The following is a 20,470-nucleotide window of genomic DNA, read 5'->3' on the forward strand; positions in this document are numbered from 1 at the left end:
TAATATCCGCATGCAACGCCTCCAAGCCTTCGAATACGAACTGCGACCAGACGGCCAGCAAGAGCGGCAAATGCGCCGCTTCGCCGGCTCGTGCCGGTTCGTCTACAACAAGGGGCTGGCGTTGCAGAAAGAGCGCTACGAGCGCGGAGAGAAGAAGCTGGGCTACGCCGGGCTGTGCAAGATGCTCACCGAGTGGCGCAACAGCGCGGAAACGGCTTGGCTGGCCGATGCGCCGGTCCATCCCTTGCAACAGGCGCTCAAGGATTTGGAGCGGGCCTACAGCAACTTCTTCGCCAAGCGGGCCGACTTTCCACGTTTCAAGAAGAAAGGCCAGCGCGACAGCTTCCGCTACCCCGACCCGAAGCAGATCAAGCTCGATCAGGGCAACAGTCGTATCTTCCTGCCCAAGCTGGGATGGCTGCGCTACCGCAATAGTCGCGAGGTGCTGGGCACAGTCAGAAATGTCACCGTGAGCCAGTCTTGCGGCAAGTGGTTCGTAAGCATCCAGACCGAGCGCGAAGTTGAGCAGCCCGTGCCGCAGGCCACCACAGCAGTGGGTATCGACATGGGCGTGATCCGCTTCGCCACACTCTCGGACGGCACGTTCTACGCGCCGCTCAACAGCTTCAAGCGGCATGAAACGGCCCTGCGCAAAGCGCAGCAGGCCATGAGCCGCAAAACCAAATTCAGTAACAACTGGAAGAAGGCGAAAGCCCGAGTCCAGCGCATTCACTCCCGTATCGGCAACGCCCGCCGCGACTTCCTGCACAAGACCTCGACCGCGATCAGCCAAAACCACGCGATGGTGTGTATCGAGGATTTGCAGGTACGGAACATGTCCAGGTCAGCGGCAGGTACTACCGAACAACCGGGACGAAACGTTCGGGCCAAGTCCGGCCTGAACAAGTCCATCCTCGATCAAGGCTGGTTCGAGTTCCGCCGCCAACTGGATTACAAGCTGGCGTGGCAAGGCGGCTGGCTGGTTGCAGTGCCGCCACAGAACACGAGCCGTTCCTGTCCGTGCTGCGGCCATGTGTCTGCCGACAACCGGCAGACGCAAGCCCGATTTGCGTGTGTGGAATGTGGCTTCGAGGAAAACGCCGATGTGGTCGGCGCGATCAATGTGCTAAGGGCGGGACACGCCCGGTTCGCCTGTGAAGTGAGCGATGCAGTAGGGTCGCCAGCAGCAGGAACCCACCGAAGCGACTCAGGGGCGGCTCAATGCCGCCCCTGAGCGCCGTAGGAATCTCCGGCCTTCAGGCCGGGGAGGATGTCAAGCTCCCCTTTGGTGGCACCACCTTGATGCCATCCGGCCCTAGCAGCACCCCTGCTTGTTGGAAAACTTCCTCGATCTTGCCCCTAGTCTGGACGCTTCCGGATTCCCCCACCTCAATGCGCTGCATCTGACGCAGGCTTATACCGACGCGATCCGCTAATTCCCGCGTTGACCAGTTTAGCCATCCTCGCGCTGCTCGGACTGCCTTCGAAAACCATGTCATATTTTGCGACAAATCAGTTGGCATGGGGCTAGGTATGTCGTATTTTACGACAAATATCAAGTGCGAACACCACTTAGGAAACTACCAGCGCTCGGAGTGGGGACACGCTCTATGCCAATGTTGGACCGGACGGTATCATCGTCTTCGAGAAGCACCCTGATCCCGCATTGGGCCGGCTCCCTGTGCTGCACGGGCCGGCGTGGGCAGTGCAGAAGACCATTCGCCGCTGGGCATCACTGCACCACGACGGTGTGACCTACTACCTGCCAAGCGTGTCCCGTGCCTCTGGACAGGTCGAGGCAGTTGACGCCCTTGCTTGGTGGCGAAAATTTCTTAGCGACCGCATGCCCGTGGCGCCGTAACGTTTCTATTCGAAACTTTACCTAACTGACTCGCTCGGCTATCGTATTTCCCACCTTGAGGCAGCATGAAGGGTGGAAGGAATGAGCGACGAATCCGAACGCGCCAGCAATGGGAACGCGGTCCTGTCGGCATGGGTCGAAGCCAATGGCGACCAAGGTGACGCGCAGACGAACCTCACCGACTTGCTGACCGATCTCCAACACTATGCGGCTTCGCAAGATATAGATTGGGCGTCAGTGGAAGAGCGTGCGCGAAGCCGATTTAAAGAGGAGGCGCAGCAAGAGGAAGCCGCCCGCGCTGCCGGATGGCATTGGGACCCCGAAAATTCGGAATGGCGCAAGCCGGACGAGAATGCTGCCGATGGTTATCACTATGCGGCCACCGCCGAACATGCGCTAATCGAAGAAGCGCGACTAGCTGACCCGGAACAGCGTCTCTCACAGGCAGAGTTTCCGGACAGCCAAGAGCTTGTCGAACTCGATACCCTGCTCAAGCGTACGGACTTCCTATACCCGTGGTCGGATGATCCCGATGCCCGAGAAAGAGGGCGGCAACAGGTTTCTAATGCCAAACAGGTGGCAAATGCTTTTGCTGCCCGGTCCCCCATCCATGCTCAGTTGGCATCCATTGCTTGGGACCAACGGAAACCGGCTGATATGTTTTCCAGCTTCGAAAACTATGTGCCGGCGGCGGATCGCACGGTCACTGCCGCCGACTATGAAAGATTTTTGCGCGATAGCGAAGCGACAGCAAAAATAGAACCTACTGATTGGAAGCCCGATCCCGACTATCTCGCGTTTCAACATGAGCAAGCAGAGATCGAGGACGAGCGAGACAGGATCGCGGATGAACTGCGAACAGACTACGCAGCGCAGGTTTCCGAACATGAAGGGATTGCTGCCTTCGAGGCTCAAGAGCGCGAGCCCGACTTCGGCCCGCCAGCCAAGTATGAAATTCTCTACGACCGTCCCCACCCTACTGCGATAGCGGATGGAGATGTTTTCCGGCCTCTCTACCAGATCAGGGCCTTGATCGACATTCCTGCTCATAATGTGAAGGCAGGGGATCTAGGTGGCTATGTCGAGAACATGACCAACCTTAGCCAAGAGGGACAGGCATGGATTGCGGATAATGCCTATGCCTGCTCAAACGCCCGCGTCGAGGGAGCGGCACTCCTGAAAGACCACGCCGCAGCGACGGCACACTCCCGAGTTCACGGTTATGCGGTGGCAGAGGGATACAGCTACCTCTCCGGGGAATCCGACCTGTCTGGAAACGCCCGCGTGCGAGATGTTAGCATGTATGATCGCGCTCGCCTCGGCGGAGGGGTCAGAGTCATGAGCGAACGGGTATTTTCAGGCGACGAGCAGCATATGGACACCGGAGATATACCGTTCGATTTCAGGACCGCTACGGGTCGAGAGAAGGAGTATTTTGCCCATCTGGGCAGCGCCCTCGAACTCGATCCTAAGTTTTCCGCATATTTCAAGACGCTGGGGTTCGAGAGCCTTACAGACCAGAGGGCCGCGCTCATGGAGCTATGGACTGGTCCAGACCGGCAGGTTGGTCGCGAAGCCCTTATCGAGATGGCAAGGCTCGTAGGTGGCCGCTTTGTGGGCGGCGAATATCAACCCCGTGACGCCCAGAGTATCTTCAACGAGGCAGTCTTTTCGACCATGGCGTCTGCCTATGGTATGGTGGAATACCGCCATCCTAATATGCTCATCCAAGATGGCGAGGAATATCGCCATCCAGTGACCGGGCAAACGATCCATCCTGTCATCCTGCAAGCCGAGATGCGAACGGCTCCCGATTTCACGACTAAAGACCTGTTCCAGCCCGGCTTTATCATCGAGAACGACGATCCGGACACATCTCTGCTCGTTCCTCTGCCGGGGAGCCTTACAACGCTTCCTGCCGCCTACGACAAGCGGATGGAGGCAATCGACCACGCGATCCACCATGTGCAACTCATGACAGGTATCAGCAAAGATGCACCGAACTTGCACGGGGAACCCGCCACCATTGCCAAGCTGATGGCCATGCCGGTCCTGTGGAGCGCCAACCACAATTATCAGCGACCGGGGCACGCCTATTTCACGCGCGATTACAGCTTCCTTGTTCCCAACCGAAGCAGGGAAGAGATGGACAATCCGTTCCACCCCGAGAGCCCAGAAGGGAGAGCATGGGAGGCTGGGGATCGCTCGGCCATTGGCGATGACAATGAATTTAGTGGCTTTGTGACCCTAACAATATGCCCCGATCTTCTCCAATCCGACATGCCTGATGCTGATAGGATTGATATAGCCGCAGCGATACGGCAGGCAGGCACACCCGCCCCTTCTGTTTCCAAAGCCCGCGAACAGGCTACTGCGGTATATGGCACTCGTTCTGCAACCGTGGTGCGCATGATCCAGATCGACACTGACTACGACAGAAATGAAGCCAAGAAGCTGCGTGCCGCTCTCGCCAATCATCCGGACAAGGGCACTAACGACGCCCAGCAACTGCGGGAGAGGCTTTTCAGACTGGAGCCTGCCAATCAAGACGTTCCGGTCCAAGTCGCTCGCCATTACGCAGAGATGCCGGATGGTTCCATTGAAGTACCCTGCGCCATGCAGAAGCGCCATTCGGAGGGGTATTCGTTTTATCCGGGTTCCGTCACCGTCACCAATGGGGTGATCACAGGCCAAAGCTCGGTTCAACTGGCCAATGCGCCGGGGCAGTTCGGCAGTTTTCCCGACCCTGAATACGCGCTTCAGGCGGCGGTGCGGCATGTGGATGAGCGTGCCCGGCGAGAATGGGACATCGCCACCGGCATGCCGGCGAAGCCGTCGCCTGAGCCACAGGACGGCAAAGATCGAGGACCAGAGCCTGCAATCTCATTCTAACGCTATTATATTAGCGCATATATGTAGCTTTATTCCCTTTTATCGTGTATATATGCGCTATTATGGCCAAAAAACCTGTCCCCTCCCTGCGCATGCAAGCCGAGCTTCGGAAGCTTGGTGAGGACATTGCCATCGCCCGCAAGAAGCGCCGCTTTACCCAGCAGCGACTGGCCGAAGGCGCTGGCGTGAATGTGGCGACCATCCGACGACTTGAAAGCGGCGACGGTGGTGTATCGCTCGGAGTCCTCGCCATGGTCATGCTGACCCTCGGTGAGCACAATCGCCTCGCCAACCTGCTGGACGTTGCCAAAGACGATATCGGGCTGACCCTTGATGTGAACGCCTTGCCAAAGCGTGTTCGCCCCAAGAGGAGCCGCCCTCGCCGCCCTGAAGACACAGCTTCGGATCGGACGGAGGCTCCATCCAGCCCTGACAAGGAATCCTTTTGAATGGCGCAAGCAACCTACACGATCTGCATCGGAGACGCCGGTATTGAAGTCGGCACCCTCTGGTTCGAGTCAGTTGGTGGCCGCGAGCATTCGAGCTTTCAATATGCGCAAAGCTGGCTCGATCACCATCGGGGCTTTGCCATCGCGCCGGCACTCACCATGGACGGTGGACGCAAGTTCTTCAGGGCCGGCGAGGAACAACAGTCCCCTCTCCCGCCGCCTCTGGCCGACACCACACCGGATTCATGGGGGCGGTCTATCATCCGCAAGGATGCGCGAATGAGCGGCAGCAAGAACGCTCCGTTTACCGAGATCGACTTCCTCACCGCCGTTGACGATTTCAGTCGCGTCGGGGCTCTTAGAGTGCGTGAAGCCAAGGATGGCGCTCCATTCCTCGCCGCTCACAACCAGCAGAGAGGAAGGCACTCGATCCCACCGCTCCTGCATCTGGACCAAATCGGTCGCGCTATCGCGAATGTTGAAAGCGACGAGCCAGATGCATTGGCCCTCCAACGCCTACGTCAGCCCGGCACATCGCTCGGGGGTGCGCGCCCGAAAAGCTCCATCATCGACAGGAATGGTCGCTTGGCGATAGCCAAGTTCACATCGAGGCACGATACCTATCCGGTCGAGCGAGCCGAAGTCCTCACACTGCGGCTTGCCCGCATGTGCGGCCTCGACGTTCCATCCGCTCGGATCGAGATGTCCGACGACCTTCCCGTGGCGATAATCGAACGCTTCGACCGCACTGCCAATGGCCGGTCGCCTTACATTTCCGCCCAGACCATGCTTGACCTCCCCAGCGCAACCGGAGGCACCTATCTTTACCTTGCAGATGCCATCCGCGAACACTCTTCCGCGCCTGCGGCAGAGCTAAAGGAGTTATTCCGCCGTATCAGCTTCACCATTCTCGTTTCCAATGTTGACGATCATCTCAAGAATCACGGGTTTCTTTATACCGGCGACGGCAAGTGGAAGCTGGCTCCGGCATTTGACGTGAATCCAGCGCCAGAGCGCTTCAAGGAACTGAAAACGGCGATTGCCGATCCGGCAGCGCCGGACGCTTCAATCCAACTGCTGATGGAGCACGCATTCTACTTCGACTTGGAGAGCGATGAAGCTGCCGGCATCGTCGGAACGATGGCGCGGACGATCCAAGAGAAATGGGAAGGGCTCGCACGGGACGTTGGCATGCGCGCCACTGATATCGCCACCTACCGACCCGCCTTCGAGCATCCGGAAGCAGAGCGCGCCCGCGCGCTCGGCCTGCCGAAGCCGACCGCTCACGCCACCCGCACAAATGGCCCTACTCTGGGATAGTCTCGTGCTTTTCCGCGATCATCTCCCGCAAGGTGCGGTCGAAATCCCGCGATAGCTGAAACGACACGGCATGCCGGGCCGGCACATCAACCTTGCGCCCTGCCTGCGGAGCGAATGCCTGCCTCGGTGGCAGCTTCTTCACCTTCAAAAGGCCCACGGGAGCGAAGGAAAGATTACGCCCTTCCTCGATATTCTCCCGCACGATCTCCACCAGTGCTGCCCAGACCCGCTCGGCATCCCGTCGAGGCAGATGGGTCTTGACCGCAAGCCGCTCGATGATTTCTGTCTTGGTGGATGCGCGCGTGGTCATTCTTGTGTGCCTCTCAAGCACCGGAAGGGGCTCGTTCGGCGCTCTTTAGCAATTATATAACACAACCTCAAAGCATTCTCAGCCCGATTTGCGCAAGAAAATGCGCCGCAGCGCTGGTCGGCACGCCACGGCGCTCGTGAGTTCCAGCAAATGCGGATTCAGGCTTGGGCCTGCTCCGCCTCGTTGCGGCTCCTGCTGGGGAAGCTCTCGATGGCAACCGAATGCCCATCGGTGGTATCGACACTCAGAACGACATTGAAGACGACCTTCATCTCGCCCGTTTCCCTGTCCTCGTATTCCTCCCGCTCGCCGGTAATGGAGCCGTTGGCCTCGATCAGGCATCCCTTGATCGCACCTTCATTTCTCAGCTTGCTCGCCACTTCGCTGTTGAAGACCTTGAGCACGAAATAGTCGGTGCGAACGCGCGAGTCTCCCTTGCTGTCCACATAGGGCGAATCGACGGCGACCCGACCAAATGCCATCTGGCGACCGCTGCCGTCCTTGGCCTCCGTGAACACGGGATCACGCACGAGGCGACCTCGGACATAAGCCTTGTTGTTGATCCTTGCACTCTGCGTCATCGAATACTCCTTTGCTGCTCTGCTGGTTTGGGTCTGGCCGGCATCAGGACCGGCGCTTACTTGTTGGCGTCGATCCACGCCGAAAGGCGTGCCCGGTCCTGATAGGCTTCACGCGGCACTTGGATGCGCTTGCGCTGGGCGATGCGTTCGGCAAAACTGATTGCCTTTCCTGATGGCCTGCCATCATCATCACCCTTTGGCGCACCGTTTCCGCCATCACCATTCCCCTTCGGGAGCAGCTTTCCCTTGTGCTTGTTGATCCAGTCCGAGAGGGCTTTGGCATCACTCATGGCATCGTCGGGAATTGCCACACTGGCCGCTTCCGCGATCTTGTTGGCGAACTCGATCTGCTTTTCGGAAGGCTTGTGCGGGCCTTGGCCAGAATCGCGATCAGGCATCGGCCCGAGATAATCTCGGCATTTCTCGAAATCGCTCAGCACACCGGGCGGTGGTGATTTGCGGCCTTCGCGCTGGGCCTTGGCTTTGGCTGCGGCCTTCATTTTTTCGCTCGGCGGACGTTTGAAGCTCGCCGTGATCGCCGCGCCGCCCTCTTTGGCTTGCAGCATGTTCCTCAATGCATCCTCTGCAACGGCCACGATCTTCTCGACCGCAGTCTTTGCTCCGACCTCGCCGCTCTTGACCTTCTCCAGCGTGATTTCCATCTCGCCCGTCAGTCCCACATCAAGAAGACGCGGCTCGACCTTCTCCAAAATCTCGAAGAACTGCATGCCCGCATCTGTCGCCCTGACGGAATCGCTCTTGTCGAAGGTCTCGATCAGGTTACGGTTCAAAAGGTTCTTGATGACATGGGTCCGGGTCGCGACGGTTCCGATGCCGTCTGTTTCCTTGAGCGCTGCCTTGGTCTGCGGATCGTCCAGCAGCTTCCATGCCTCGCTCATGGCGATTTCGAGTGTGGCGGTGGTATAGCGCGGTGGCGGTGTCGTAACCTTCTCCGCCACGCCGGCATCCGTTGCCCTTACCGGATCGCCATCCTTGAAAGGCGGCAGGTCGCCAGCATCGCCCTCGTCTTCGCCGTTCTCGCTGTCATCCGCTGCATCATTGCCGGGAAGCCGGGCCACCTTGCCCGTCGCCTCCTTCCAACCCGGCACGCGCTCCACGGAGCCGCTGACCGCATAGACACGCCCGGCGACCGTCACCGACATTTTTGTGCTGTCATACTCGCGATCCGGGCCTATGACCGCCAGATAGCGACGAGCTATGATCTCGAAGAGCGCCCGCTCGTCTCCATTCATGGCGTCCCATTTCTGGCCCCACTTATCGACCGTGTTGACGTTCGGCACGATGGCATAGTGCGCCGCGCCCTTCAAATCCTTGTCCGAGAATGCGCCTCGCTTCTTACGGATAACGGGAGCTTCGCCAGACCAAGAGACATCGCCTATGAAGGGAAGACGGAGTATGCCCTTCATCATGGCAGGGGCATTTGCAATCTCGGCTTCCGGAAGGCTGATTTCCGATGATCGCGGATAAGTCGCTACCTGATGTGTCTCGTACAGGGATTGCAGGATTCGAGCGGTCTTTTCCACGCCCCATTTGAGGCGGCGCGAGGCTTCGGCTTGCAGCTTGGATAGAGAGAACAGGGGCGGCGGACCCTGCTTCTTCCGGGCCTTCTCCACTGAAATCGGCCCTTGATACGCCGCCGCCTGACTGGCGAGGGACTCCGCCTCCGCTTGATCGAACAAGCGCCCTTCCTCGCCGGGATTGAAGGTGAGCCTAACCGTGCCGGCATCGCCCATGGCGTCGATCCATGGGAGATAGTATTTGCGCGGCCTGAAGTTCGCCAGTTCACGCTCGCGCCGGCAGACGATACCGAGCGTTGGCGTCAGAACGCGCCCGACCGACAATGGGCCTCGCCAGCCGGGCGGCTTGAAAGTGACAGAGGCGCTGCGCGTCAGAGACAGATTGAAAATCTGGTCGGCTTGGCTGCGAGCGACGTAGGACTGAAAAAGAGGCCGGAACTCGTCTGCGGGTCGAGCCTGCGCGAACGCCTCCTGCAAGCTCTTGTCGTCGGTGCCCAGCGGCAGGACACGCAGCACCCGCCCGTTCCATTTCAGATCGCGGCGCAGTGCAGCAAGGATATTGCCGCCGATCCCCTCACCCTCGCGGTCAGGGTCGGTCGCGATATAGATAGTGGAGGCATTCTTCGCCGCCTCCCTGATTTCGCGATACAGGCGCTGCACCCCCGGATCAGACTTGATCTCGGTCGGATAAAAGCCGGAGGGCGGTCGCAGGATGCTGGCCGTCCACTCCTTCCATTCCGGGTTCACCTTTTCCGGGGACGCCAATTCGAACAGATGCCCGCGAGCGGCAAGAACCTTGCCGTATCGAGAGCCTACGGCGCGCACATAATCCCGCGCCTGAGACGGCTTCTCCGCTATGACGATACTGCCTGACATAAAGCGCCTCGTCCGGTAAAGTTTCCATTGGATTATTTACCGGTTTGCTGCTTAATGCAAGTCCGCACTGAAATGCCATCATGTACGCAATGCGTAGTCCTTCTCGACAAGCAGCATCGCGTTCATGCGGGCCTACAGGAGAGGGCGAAGTCGTGACCGTTTCACAGGCAAGTTTTGCGATGCTGGCTGCTGTCGGGATGGGCGGATTTTCAGGGTACTTTCTGGTGCAGGGCTTCCGCACCGGCACCATTCGCATACTGCACTGGCGAGACTTCCATGCAGTACGCGACCACCAGCCCATCCTGTTTTGGTATCTCGCCTTCTACAACGCGGCCATGGGGGCATGGTCCATCTGGTTGGCCCTTTTCGTCCTGCGCCACTTTTCCAACCTGATCGGCAGATAGTTCTGGATATACGCTCTGCGTATTTTCGATTGACAGCCTTATACGCTCTGCGTATATTTCTGCCATTCACGGAGGAACGGAATGTCCGATCTTGATTCACACCCCTTCTCGCCCGCCAGCGTTGCCCGAGAGAGCGGGGAACCTGACAGGACCGAAAGCGCCTGGGCTCCAATGGGTATCAGAAGCCGCTAGATGGCAATGAAGGAAGCGGAAGAAGAGAACGAGAAGAAGACCGCCATCCGCGTTCAAAACGGGCTGCGCATAAGAGCAGCGCGGGAAATGCTGGGCCTGACCCCCGAAGAAATGGCTCCCTTGCTCGGCTATCGCGCGAGGTCGCGCATCTACGAAATTGAAAGCGGCACTCGAACGCCGGGGCCGGCTGTGGAACTGTTGCTGCGGGCCTACCTCGACGGGTATCGCCCGGCAAACTGGCCGTCGCGCCTTCGAGCTAACGGCGATGGTCAGGATCGTAGCTCTATCAAAAAGCGCCTGATCCAGAAATATCGACAGAATTAGAAGGCGCGGGCAGGCATTGCGCTGGCCAAAGACGGCCAGCCGCTCAATGCGAATGCGAGCCGGCCTGCTCCGGCTCGATCTCGATATCCTCCAAGGCGATATCAGGGACAGGCATGGGCTCGCCTCCGAAAGCTGCGATCCACAATTCGGGATCGTCAGAAACCTCCGCGATCTGGTCCAGCGTCTGCCGCAGAGTGTCCGAGACCCATTCCCTGCCCAAAGCCATATCGCGAATGGCGAGATCGCCCCTCCGGGCGTCAGGACCAACCAAGAAGCCGATGGCAAGCCCGCCTTGCGGAAGATCCAGTTCCCGACTGTTGCTGATGAAGCGGGCCGAGATTTCCACGCCGGTCCTGCCCCTTTGCCTCTCCTGCCCCCATTGGACATTGCCCAAGTGGCCATAGGCCATGAAGCTTGCCGCCTGCTGAGCCAGATGGCGCTTTAAAGCAAGGATCATTCGGCGCAGCGTGTCTGGGCTGATCCCTTCCGCCCTGTCGCCTATTGCTGCATTGGCGATGTAGGCCATGTCCACGTAGCGATCCAGAACCGCCTCCACCGCGTCCACGTCATTGCGCCGGGCCGCAGCTACCAGATCGCTGATGAAGGTGCTGGCGAGCGTTTGCGGCGTATTCGCCAACGCTCGCCCCGGATGGCCCACGCCACCGTAGAGACCGAAAACACATGCGGCAAGCGCCAGAAAGCGCCGGCGAGCCACGTCCATCAGCCAAGCGCCTCACACAGTTGAGGGAAACCGACGCTTATCCCGAGGGTGGCTCCGATGATCCCGATGATGTCGTTTATGAAGAAGCAGGCCAGCCCTCCGAAGAAATACGGCACGGCTGTGCGATAGCCGTTGCGGTCAAATCCGCGTGCCTGATCATCGGCATTGCGGTAGGCCACATAAATGGCGATCAGGCCGATCAGGATGAAGAGCAACTGGATTGCAGACGCAAAGCGGTCGCAATAGTTGGTGCCCATATCACCGCCAATGTAGCCAAGTAGGTCGCTCTGGGTGACATTGCCGCCCTGCAAAAGCGCGTCCGCCGCGCGCCAGAGCGTAACGGACGGCGTAACCATTAACCCGCCGAGAAAGATGCGGATCATGGAGCCACCGACCGTGGTGCCGTTCTGGTTCACGGTGGTGTCGTCGGAGATCATCCTGTAGATATCGAAAAGCGCGATGGCGACAACCACGGAGCCGACGAGCGCCATCAGGACCATGGCGAACTGGACGCTTGTTGGCAGTAGTTCTGTGCCGAGACCTATCAGGATTTCGTCAAGATCGGGCATGGCTGGCTCTATTCTCTGCCACTCCGCCTCTCAAGCACGGCAATGCGCCCTTCAAGCGCTTCGACGTGATTGGAGAGCACTTCGATGCTTTCTTCCATCTGCCGCATAATCGCGCGCAGCGTCTCGATTTCCAGACCAAGGAGCGGGTCCGTTTCGAGCGGATCGGTAAGGTCGCGGTCGCGCTCCATGCGCTGCATCTCCCGCTCCGTCATCGGCGGAAGAGACGGCGATTGCTGCTGATCGGCACGCTGGCGACCGCCTGTCTGCTCTTGCGCAGGGCTTTGATCGACATGCGGAGGATCGCCTTCCTGTGCCTGCACTCCCCAGCAGCCAATCCCGATGGCAAGGGACAGCGCCATAGGCGCTGCCAATGCTCCCTTCCTGATCCCAAGAACAGTCATCATGCTTCCGCCCTACCGCTCGAACGCAAAGATCATTCCCGCCCAGACGGAAGCCGCAGTGCGGCGGGACTGGCCGTAATTGAGGTTGCGCGTTGTTTCTCCAATCGAGGACAGGCCACGTTGAATAATGGCGTCCCTTCCGTCCGAAGCCGCCATATTCACGAGCGTCTGCGGATTGCTGCCAGCGGCCTGCCCGGTAGCGGCCATGCCGCCGTTTACCGTCGAGCCGCCATTATCGGAGCGAAGCGGCCCCCGCGAGAAGAAATCTGGCGGCGGCGCGCAGGTCGGCTCAAGTGTCATTCCATCGGGCCGACTGAAGCCCTGACGCCGATATTGCTCCGAATTGAGAACGTCCTGCGCAAACGGAACCCGGTGGTGGAGATAGGTTTCCGGGTTGACCATGTAGAACGGTGCCGGCGCGCTTTCGGCCAGTCCGGCACCCGATAGCCCGCCCGACCGCTTGTCGCCCCAGAAATCGCCATCCGCGAGGGGCCAGACGACACCAGCCGCCTCGCCCATGCTCTTGACCAGATCACCGGACAGAGCCGTGTAAAGATGCAGGTGGACCGCGCCTTTCGATCCCGTATCACCCATGGTGATGACCTGCGTGTTGTTCTGAACCTCATCATCGACGCGGACGTTGATTGAGTTGCCGTGGAGATATCCGAAGCGCATGCTGCCGTCACTCGTCTCCACGAAGACCGAATTGGTGGCATTGTTCTGCGCATAGACGACGCGCCCCGGCACTCCCGCATAGATCGGGTCGCCTGCGCCTGCCGAGTTAACGAGATCGAGCCCAAGATGGTAGCCGGCAGACGCACGGCCAGTCCGATCAACGCCGAATGGCGAGGTCGCCCTTTCTCCGGCCTGCGACATGATCGGGATTTGGAGGCACATGCCTCCCGATGCACCACCACCACCGCCGCCGCCGCCACTGCCGCCATTGGCTTTTGCCGCCATTGTGCAGATGTTGACGTGTCCGTCGCCACCTTCTGCCGGCGTGACGCCAGAGCAGCCGTTATTGATGGATTTCTGGCAGTTGCCGACTCCAAGCTGAATGCATGCGGCTATCATGGCTCCATCGACCTGATAACCGCCGAGAGACTGACCATTTGCCTGCATGTCCAGCAATGTCTGGACTGACGAGGCGTTCGCTATCGATTCATAGTATCTCGCATAGATATTGATCTGCTCCTGCCCGCTCATGGCTGCATATTCGGCGGGCGTGCAGTTGCAGAATGTCCTTAAATTGGACTGGTTCATCTGCATGAGACCCGTGCAGCAGCTACCGTTGTTGATGGCCGAGTTGCCGCCACTCTCAACGTTGTAGGACATGGCCGCGAATGTCGCGGCGTTCTCAGCCAGATAAGCGTTGCCGCTGGCTTCGAAGAAGCCTTGAATTTCCTGCTGACTGTATTCAATGTTCGGAGCCAGATACGACCTCGCCACCGAAGGTTGTGCTAAGGCGATCAGGATCACAAAGGCCGCAAACAGGCCCTTTATGAAGTGCCGCATGAGCCCCCCCTACTCTTCAAGGGAGAATGTAAGGCGACAGTCGGGAACAGGCGTCCCGTTCTGCATCGCCTCAAGTGAGATGATGTCGCCTTCCATCTTGGCGAACGATCCCGTGTTCGGCTCTGGCTCCACAGCTTGGCTCGGCCAAATGGCGCATGCGCCCGGCTGCTCAACCGTGGTTGCATTAGAGCCATCCTTCGGGATGGTGGTCAGTCGAGCGGGACAGACTGAATGAATTGTCGTAGCAGTCGCACTATTTGGGCCATTATCGCAGGCCGGTGGGCGCTGGCCCATGATGGAGACGATATATTCCGCCCCTTCGGCTTCAAACCGTGCCCAAAGAAAGTCGGAAGGGCGGAAACCATCGTCCGGCAGGGTTGTGCGTTCCCCTCTCACATAAATCTGGCCGTCGCCTGAGCGGATGGTGTCGGCTTCCGCTTGCAGTACATCTTGCCATATCCGCACAACCACGTTGTCCGGTGGCTTTATTCCTGTCGTCAGTTCCTGCATTGGAATCCAAGCTGGATCGTCAGGGATCGACCCGCCTTCCTGCGAGGAAGCCGGAGCACTTGTCAGCCCGATCACGCCGGCCATGCATGCGGCGGCGAGAAACGCGCGTTGCCGTAGCGGAAACACGGACCCGGCAGCACGGGATATGGTATGGTTGCGAGGCATGGCTTCCCTCTTCCGTAAAGACTGTTTCTATCGTAAACTGCTTTACAGGGATCGCCAAGTTCAAAACACGTTCATCTGAAGCCACGAGCACACACTGATGGCCAATCTCACACCTCATGACCGCGTGGCAGCAGCCTTCAAGGCTTCTGCGGCTCCGCGCTTCCTCACACAGATATTTGAACTGCCGGCAGGAGCTTTCGAAATCCACGTCGATGCGCCGGAACTGGCCGGCGACGAGCGCACAGGTACGGTGACTGTCTGGCAAGATCAGGACAGCGGCGAACGCCGCCTACATCTGCGTTTCAGTCGGTTCGGGAACAATCCACGCGCGCAAGCGGCAGGATTGGTGCCGATCTACGCCCATTATGAGGTATTCAACGACAGTCTGTGGGTCAGCTATTCTGAGGACGAGACACCCCCTGAGACGAGGGGCAATTCCTTCGCCCTTCGCGACATTATTGATTCCGAGTTGGTCATCGAGGATATGTGCGATTTCCTATCCCTCGATCTGGACAGTGAAAGAGTGGGTTCCTTAGCCCCCCCGCCAAGCCCCCTCTGATAAAGAGTCCAGCTTCGAGGCAGCGGGGCGTCTGACCGCTTCGGACGCCCCGCTTCTCCCTCCCCTACTCCGCAGCAATAACCTTTTCGGCAGCATCCCGTGCGAGTTCCTGATGCACGAGTACCGCTTCCATAGACACTTTCGGCCTGTTTGAGGCTCCCGTGAGTTGGCTTTCCAACCCCCCGATGATCTCCTGATGCCAGTCGTTGGCAACGGATTGCGCAGCTAGGTACATATTGCTGCTGACGGGCGACGGTGCGGTGTTGGCCGCAAGCGCCTGCAATTTGCGGGACCAATTCTCATGAACCCTGTGATTTTGCTCGATGTCCCGCTCGATGAGCACTTTGGCAAGATGGTTCTTGTACCAAGCTTTCACAGCCGCTTCGCGCTCTTCAGCGCTTGTGGGCCACTCGCCTCGCTCCACGGCCTCACGGCGATGTTTGAGGAATTGCGCCATGAAGGTCGTTTCGGCCTCCGCAAGCCGCATGAGCAAGCCTTCTGGCGGATTTTCCATGACCGCCGAAAGCGACCTGCGCAATGCGCGTGAAGCCGTTTCAGCTTCCCGTATGCGCACCACTTCGTCCACGGATGGCGGCTTGACGATGACAAAGGGATTTCGACGCCAATCCTCAACATTTTCGATGTTGGCGGTATAGAAGGCCAGCATGCGAATGACGCGCTGACCGCCTCGTTCAAAACCCTTGTCATCCAAATCCTTTGCACCGACGATCAGGTGAAATTGGCCGTTCTCTTGCCTCGTCAGATCGTCGTAAGAGATCTGATATTGCTCTTGAAGTGCCGAGCGCTCTTCCAGTTTGAGAGAAGAGCCCATGACCCCAAGGTTGCGCTCATAGTGCATGGAATCCGCCACCTGCACATATGCCTTGCCCCCAGCGTTGATGGCGGTCTTTGCGGTGTCGGATTCCATGTCTGAGGCGAGGCGACCGAACAGCTTCAGCGCCGTGTTGTCGATGATTGCCTTGCCTTCCCCCTGATCGGCTTTCATCAGATCGGGAATTGATTGCGTCCCAAAATACACTGCCACGCCAAGTGAGCGGGCCTGCGCTGGAATGACCGAGACGCCCTTGACGATATAGTAGCCCACTTCGTCCAGAATGGCACCGAACGGTATCTTGGAGTTCGACGGATTGCCTTCGATGATCTCGCGCCGCGAGCCTTCCGGTCGCGTATTGAGCAGCGAGCCCAGCACCGATTTCAGCGCCAGCACGGTCAGCTTCCCAAGCTGTTCGAGGTTCGAGGTCGAACGCTCAAGCGACGGCAGGAGCACCACCAATGAGCGCCGGTTGAGCACCAAGTCCTCAAAGCTGATTTCGCCAATCTCGGCACCGTAGATGAAGCCATAGTTGTTCGACAGGTTGTTGATGGCGCGAACAAGCTGCATCGTGATGTAGCCGTGCTGCTCGGAAACCTTCTGGCGCGCTGTGGCGTCGCCATCGCTTTCCGCAGGCCCACCCCCGTATTTGGCCATCAGTTCTTCGACCATATCTTCATCCAGCCGCTGCGGCTTATGCGGCTTGGTCGGCCGGCACAGGCTGTACGATGGAAGGTTGTCCAGATACAGCATGATGCCGTTGCAGCGCTGCTGTAGCTCTTCCCACTCGGCCTTGGAGTTGTTTTTCAGGTCAATGATGCGACCGTTCAGGTCCACGAAAACACCGAACCATACGAGGTTCTCGATGTTTTCGAGCAGGAAGAAGTCGCCCAGAAGCGACGGATTGAGCAGCACATAGCCCCGCTCCGACAGATAGGAGAGCGGTGGAATGATGCTTTCGATGAAGGAGATCGCACGCCCCGACCACATATCCCCGTCGCTGTCGAGCAGCGACACGATCATTTCCGCCTTTTGCGCCGAACCTCCGAAGGCGAGCGGATTGAAAGTGTGCGACCGGCGATCCTGTTGAGGTCCAATCACGTCCTTGCCGCCTGTCAGATAGTCCATGGCGAACAGATCGACCTCACGCCCGAACAGACGCGCGATCTTATAGGTCGAATCGTAGGTGTTGACCGATGCCTTGCCGTCAACGATGAGCGTTCCCGAACCCCGCGCCATCAGGCCGAACACATGGCCCATGATGGCCTCTGTTTTGCCCGATCCCGTTGTGCCGATCATGAGTACGTGCTTGTTCACGTCGCTGGTCGAGGCCCACACTTCCTCGTTCGTCTCTTCATCCATCCCCAGATACAGATTGCCCGCTGCGGTGGCCTGTGTGGAAGCATCGAGCACCTTTGAGCCGGCGATCTTGGTGTTCAGGTAGGACGGGACACGGAAGGGCATGTCCCAGAACTTCTTTCCGAAACGGTAGTAGCGGAAGAACACGCCCAGCGAGATCAGGAATATGATCTCAGGGATGAATGGAGCCCATGAAAGGACGAGGGCCGCGCAGGCGAGAAAGCCAAACACCTTGAGGGTGCCGCCCGGCGTGGCGGTTTCCTCAAGCATCCTCTGGCTGAATGTGCGCGTATCGTCGCGCCGGGCATCAATCTTTACCCGATGCTGCCGGCTGACACCAGAAAACCGCTTCTTGCTGTCGGATCGGGCCATGGGGCTCCCCTTCCATGATCCGGGCCAGCTTTAGCTTGCCCGTAAAATCTCCGTAGGATACTTTACCGAATATGCGGGAGAGTAAAAGAGGGATTCCCCATGTCCGACACGGACGGAGACAAGAAATCGCGAAAGCGCTTCCTGCGCTTCCGCATGCCTCGCGTGCAACGCTCTCCCTTGCGGGTGGACGAGGAATTCAATCGTCTGCGCGCCGCAATCGAAGGTGCCCGCCGCACCTGCCCCAATGACGGCAGCTTGCTCAGGATAGAGGATGTCTACGACACTGCCGATTATGTGCAGACGGAGGATGGAGAGACACTCCCCGCCGCACTGCATCCACAAAGATCGCTGGTCTGCCCTGCCTGCGGCTACACGGTCAGCATCGATAAGATCATCAATGAGGCGCAATCCGACGCCGCCTATCTCAAGAGGGCATCGGATCAACTGGCGATGATGGCGTTCGCCGTCTGCGTAGGATTCGGGGCTCTCGGCTTCCTCGCAGGCAATATGTTCACCCTGATCGGTGGGCTTCTGTTCGGGACGACACTGTTCGTGCGCGCACTATCGCTACGCTACCGGCACTGGCAAGCAATCAACCGGCGCATGTTCGAAACCAGCCCGCCGATTTCAGAATGGATAAGGAGTGAACTTCGCTCCTGAAGGTCCTACGGCGTGAAGCTCGACCCGGAAGGCCGCTTAGGTTTTGCGGCCCGCTCTTCCCCGTCCTGTTGGCCTGCTTGCTGGCGCTCATTTGCATCGCGCACCAACTGCGCAGTCAAGCCGACATTTTCTAACATGAGATCGCGAAGGCTATCAGTGGAGGCGCGCTCGAAGAGCGTCTGAGCAGACTGATCGGCAATCTGGATAGCCCACAAGGGCGGGTCATTCTTGAATTCAAACCGGATTTCCCTGCCAATGGTGGCTACAGGAACATTCGAGGCTTCATAGAGCGTGGTCCTTTCAGCCGCCGAAGCAATCTGTGCAGCAATGCCCGCCTGCTCTGCCGGCCCCTGATAATGTACCTCGGTTTCAGGTTGCCACTTGAGCCATTCCAGAGCTTCTGCGGTATCCATGGCGCGCGGGAGATCAAGGGCTTTGGCTAGGGCCTGCGCTCGCTCCATTTGATCGGCCACAGCAATGCGATGATCAGATCGGGCCGCTTCGGTCGCCGCAGCGATGTACTGGTCCAGCGTGTGATCCAACCGCCGATACAGGAGATCATGAAATGCGCCGTAGTCGCCACCGGCCTGCCCGGCCTCCAAGGCATTTGTATATTCGGGGCGATCCTCCGGTCGGATAGCGATTGGAGGGTATCCGCCACGGATGAGGATCAGGTTCATGAGCAGGCGAGCCGTTCGCCCGTTTCCGTCATTAAACGGGTGAATGCCAACTAGCCGTCTATGAGCCTCGAACGCTATTTCCGGGGTATCGTCCGCCTCGGCCAGCCAGTCTGTGAAGTCTTTCATCAGCGTCGGCACGTCCACATGGGACGGAAAATGGTGCGCCCCAGCGCTGGTGTTCACAAACCGAACTGTATCCGCATAGCGGCCAGCAATCTCAGGCTTGGACTTGGCGACGACCAGTTGGTGCAAGGTTCTTATGTCGGTCTCGCGCAATGGAACACGGCCTTGCATGCCGATCTCGATCACCCAATCGAGTGCACGGGCATGGTCAACAGCTTCAAGGTGATCTTTCAGGGGCTTTCCGCTAACCGTTATTCCCTTCTCGATGACCAGCGCGGTTTCGCCAGCCGTGAGCGTGTTCCCCTCAATGGCGTTCGACGTGTAGGTGATGTCGATACGCTGTACGCTGTCCAGATTGTCCAGCGCACCGGGTCTGATCTTCGCCTTCAGCGCATCAAGCTTGCGCTTTTTCTCCACGACCTCATCTGCGATTTTCATGGTCTCGCGCCTAAACTGGTCGTTCAATGCTGGCCTAAGTTCGCTTCATCCAGTGCCGCGCTGCCGATCCCGATCACCAGCTAATGTCTGTCTTCCGGAATTCGTCCTTCCGATGGGCCACCTTGAGGCGATAGCCTAGTGCCGCCCTTTGTGGATTTCCGGGTCAATAAACCGGTCTGCATGCCTGCTTATCCGAAGGATGAAGCTGGATATACCTGATCGTCTCAATCCGCTGGTTTGTCGGGCCATGGATATAGTACATGGGCTCCTGCGCCGCTCTCATTTCGAGGGCGCGCCTTCTTTCCTCTTCGCGCCTTATTCTCTCCGCACGGCGCTGTTCAGCAATCTTCACCGTGTCCTGCACGATCCGGCCAGTATCGGACCAGCCGACCAGTTCGAAGCCGTGCATGTTGTCGATGCCGGCCAGATCAAGCTCTTGCAGCGTGCGGCACACCGCACTGAAAGTCGGAAGACCAAATCGGAAGTCTTCGTTCGCCCTGCGGACGATCTCGACTATCTGGCCCTTGAGCCTCTTTTCGAGGACAGTGAAAGCAGCGTCCCTGCCCTTCTCCGCGACCAAGGCATCAAGCTCCGCCTGCGACAGTGGCTTCATCGTCAGGCGATACAGGCGCTCGGCTTCGGTGCGAAAGGCGGAAAGACGCTCGGCGCGTGCGCGTGCCTTGGCCTCCTGACGATCCTGCCAGCGACGAAAGCCAGCGACAATCCGCCCAAAAACCGAACCCGTCTCTCTTGTCTCTACGTTCATTGCATCACTCCCGCGACGCTGAAGCCGCTTGTGATCCTATTATTGCATAATAA

At 58.7% G+C, this 20,470-nt stretch carries 19 protein-coding genes; 8 read left to right on the forward strand and 11 right to left on the reverse strand.

Translation table 11 applies throughout. The features are described 5' to 3' along the window. The first annotated feature begins 10 nt into the window (after positions 1 to 10). From V7082_RS09280 to V7082_RS09295, 4 genes are all read left to right on the forward strand, one after another. Complete coding sequence (locus V7082_RS09280) at positions 11 to 1,234, forward strand: RNA-guided endonuclease InsQ/TnpB family protein (RefSeq protein ID WP_334147872.1); 1,224 nt, start codon at positions 11 to 13, stop codon at positions 1,232 to 1,234. A gap of 708 nt (positions 1,235 to 1,942) precedes the next feature. Next, positions 1,943 to 4,753: a hypothetical protein gene (locus V7082_RS09285; RefSeq protein WP_334147874.1), complete on the forward strand. Its 2,811-nt coding sequence runs from the start codon at positions 1,943 to 1,945 to the stop codon at positions 4,751 to 4,753. Between the two features lie 62 nt (positions 4,754 to 4,815). Further along, positions 4,816 to 5,202: a helix-turn-helix domain-containing protein gene (locus tag V7082_RS09290; RefSeq protein ID WP_334147876.1), complete on the forward strand. Its 387-nt coding sequence runs from the start codon at positions 4,816 to 4,818 to the stop codon at positions 5,200 to 5,202. Next, positions 5,203 to 6,522: a type II toxin-antitoxin system HipA family toxin gene (locus V7082_RS09295; RefSeq protein ID WP_334147878.1), complete on the forward strand. Its 1,320-nt coding sequence runs from the start codon at positions 5,203 to 5,205 to the stop codon at positions 6,520 to 6,522. It abuts the gene before it with no gap. Here the strand turns inward: V7082_RS09295 and V7082_RS09300 are convergent. The 3 genes from V7082_RS09300 to V7082_RS09310 form a co-directional block, all read right to left on the reverse strand. After that, complete coding sequence (locus V7082_RS09300) at positions 6,509 to 6,832, reverse strand: HU family DNA-binding protein (protein ID WP_334147880.1); 324 nt, start codon at positions 6,830 to 6,832, stop codon at positions 6,509 to 6,511. The two genes, V7082_RS09295 and V7082_RS09300, sit on opposite strands and share 14 nt — an antisense overlap. Positions 6,833 to 6,990: 158 nt before the next feature. Beyond that, the gene (locus V7082_RS09305) at positions 6,991 to 7,413 is read right to left on the reverse strand and encodes a single-stranded DNA-binding protein (RefSeq protein WP_334147882.1); all 423 of its coding nucleotides are present in this window, start codon (positions 7,411 to 7,413) and stop codon (positions 6,991 to 6,993) included. A 56-nt stretch (positions 7,414 to 7,469) separates the two neighbouring features. Beyond that, complete coding sequence (locus V7082_RS09310; RefSeq protein WP_334147884.1) at positions 7,470 to 9,827, reverse strand: DNA topoisomerase; 2,358 nt, start codon at positions 9,825 to 9,827, stop codon at positions 7,470 to 7,472. Between the two features lie 152 nt (positions 9,828 to 9,979). Here V7082_RS09310 and V7082_RS09315 point away from each other — a divergent pair, with 152 nt between their 5' ends. Beyond that, positions 9,980 to 10,231: a hypothetical protein gene (locus V7082_RS09315; protein ID WP_334147886.1), complete on the forward strand. Its 252-nt coding sequence runs from the start codon at positions 9,980 to 9,982 to the stop codon at positions 10,229 to 10,231. A 192-nt stretch (positions 10,232 to 10,423) separates the two neighbouring features. Beyond that, positions 10,424 to 10,747: a helix-turn-helix domain-containing protein gene (locus V7082_RS09320; protein ID WP_334147888.1), complete on the forward strand. Its 324-nt coding sequence runs from the start codon at positions 10,424 to 10,426 to the stop codon at positions 10,745 to 10,747. Between the two features lie 43 nt (positions 10,748 to 10,790). Here the strand turns inward: V7082_RS09320 and V7082_RS09325 are convergent, their stop codons facing one another. From V7082_RS09325 to V7082_RS09345, 5 genes are read right to left on the reverse strand one after another with little or no spacing between them, the layout of a single operon-like run. Beyond that, positions 10,791 to 11,468, reverse strand: coding sequence for an ABC transporter substrate-binding protein (locus V7082_RS09325; RefSeq protein ID WP_334147890.1), 678 nt, complete (start codon positions 11,466 to 11,468; stop codon positions 10,791 to 10,793). Continuing rightward, the gene (locus V7082_RS09330) at positions 11,468 to 12,037 is read right to left on the reverse strand and encodes a hypothetical protein (protein WP_334147892.1); all 570 of its coding nucleotides are present in this window, start codon (positions 12,035 to 12,037) and stop codon (positions 11,468 to 11,470) included. Before V7082_RS09330 ends, V7082_RS09325 begins: the two co-directional genes overlap by 1 nt. An 8-nt stretch (positions 12,038 to 12,045) precedes the next feature. After that, complete coding sequence (locus V7082_RS09335; RefSeq protein WP_334147893.1) at positions 12,046 to 12,441, reverse strand: hypothetical protein; 396 nt, start codon at positions 12,439 to 12,441, stop codon at positions 12,046 to 12,048. A 9-nt stretch (positions 12,442 to 12,450) separates the two neighbouring features. After that, entirely contained in the window at positions 12,451 to 13,953 is a 1,503-nt protein-coding gene (locus tag V7082_RS09340; protein WP_334147895.1) for a M23 family metallopeptidase, read from the reverse strand. Positions 13,954 to 13,962: 9 nt separating this feature from the next. Then, complete coding sequence (locus V7082_RS09345) at positions 13,963 to 14,547, reverse strand: hypothetical protein (RefSeq protein WP_334147896.1); 585 nt, start codon at positions 14,545 to 14,547, stop codon at positions 13,963 to 13,965. 178 nt (positions 14,548 to 14,725) lie between these two features. On the opposite strand from V7082_RS09345, the gene V7082_RS09350 reads away from it, so the two are divergent. Then, positions 14,726 to 15,187 carry a hypothetical protein gene (locus V7082_RS09350; RefSeq protein ID WP_334147898.1) on the forward strand — a complete coding sequence of 154 codons (462 nt, stop codon included), beginning with the start codon at positions 14,726 to 14,728 and terminating at the stop codon, positions 15,185 to 15,187. 64 nt (positions 15,188 to 15,251) lie between these two features. On the opposite strand, the gene V7082_RS09355 is transcribed toward V7082_RS09350, so the two are convergent. After that, the gene (locus tag V7082_RS09355) at positions 15,252 to 17,750 is read right to left on the reverse strand and encodes a type IV secretory system conjugative DNA transfer family protein (RefSeq protein ID WP_334147900.1); all 2,499 of its coding nucleotides are present in this window, start codon (positions 17,748 to 17,750) and stop codon (positions 15,252 to 15,254) included. A 99-nt stretch (positions 17,751 to 17,849) separates the two neighbouring features. Here V7082_RS09355 and V7082_RS09360 point away from each other — a divergent pair, with 99 nt between their 5' ends. After that, positions 17,850 to 18,410 (forward strand): hypothetical protein, encoded by a 561-nt coding sequence (locus V7082_RS09360; RefSeq protein WP_334147902.1) that lies wholly within the window; start codon positions 17,850 to 17,852, stop codon positions 18,408 to 18,410. 5 nt (positions 18,411 to 18,415) lie between these two features. On the opposite strand, the gene V7082_RS09365 is transcribed toward V7082_RS09360, so the two are convergent. Together V7082_RS09365 and V7082_RS09370 are read right to left on the reverse strand one after the other, a co-directional pair. Continuing rightward, positions 18,416 to 19,651, reverse strand: coding sequence for a Fic family protein (locus V7082_RS09365; RefSeq protein ID WP_334147904.1), 1,236 nt, complete (start codon positions 19,649 to 19,651; stop codon positions 18,416 to 18,418). Between the two features lie 163 nt (positions 19,652 to 19,814). Continuing rightward, positions 19,815 to 20,417 (reverse strand): hypothetical protein, encoded by a 603-nt coding sequence (locus V7082_RS09370; RefSeq protein WP_334147906.1) that lies wholly within the window; start codon positions 20,415 to 20,417, stop codon positions 19,815 to 19,817. Positions 20,418 to 20,470: the final 53 nt, after the last annotated feature.

It is taken from the genome of Hyphomicrobium sp. (assembly GCF_036833075.1).
Classification (GTDB): domain Bacteria; phylum Pseudomonadota; class Alphaproteobacteria; order Rhizobiales; family Hyphomicrobiaceae; genus Hyphomicrobium_C.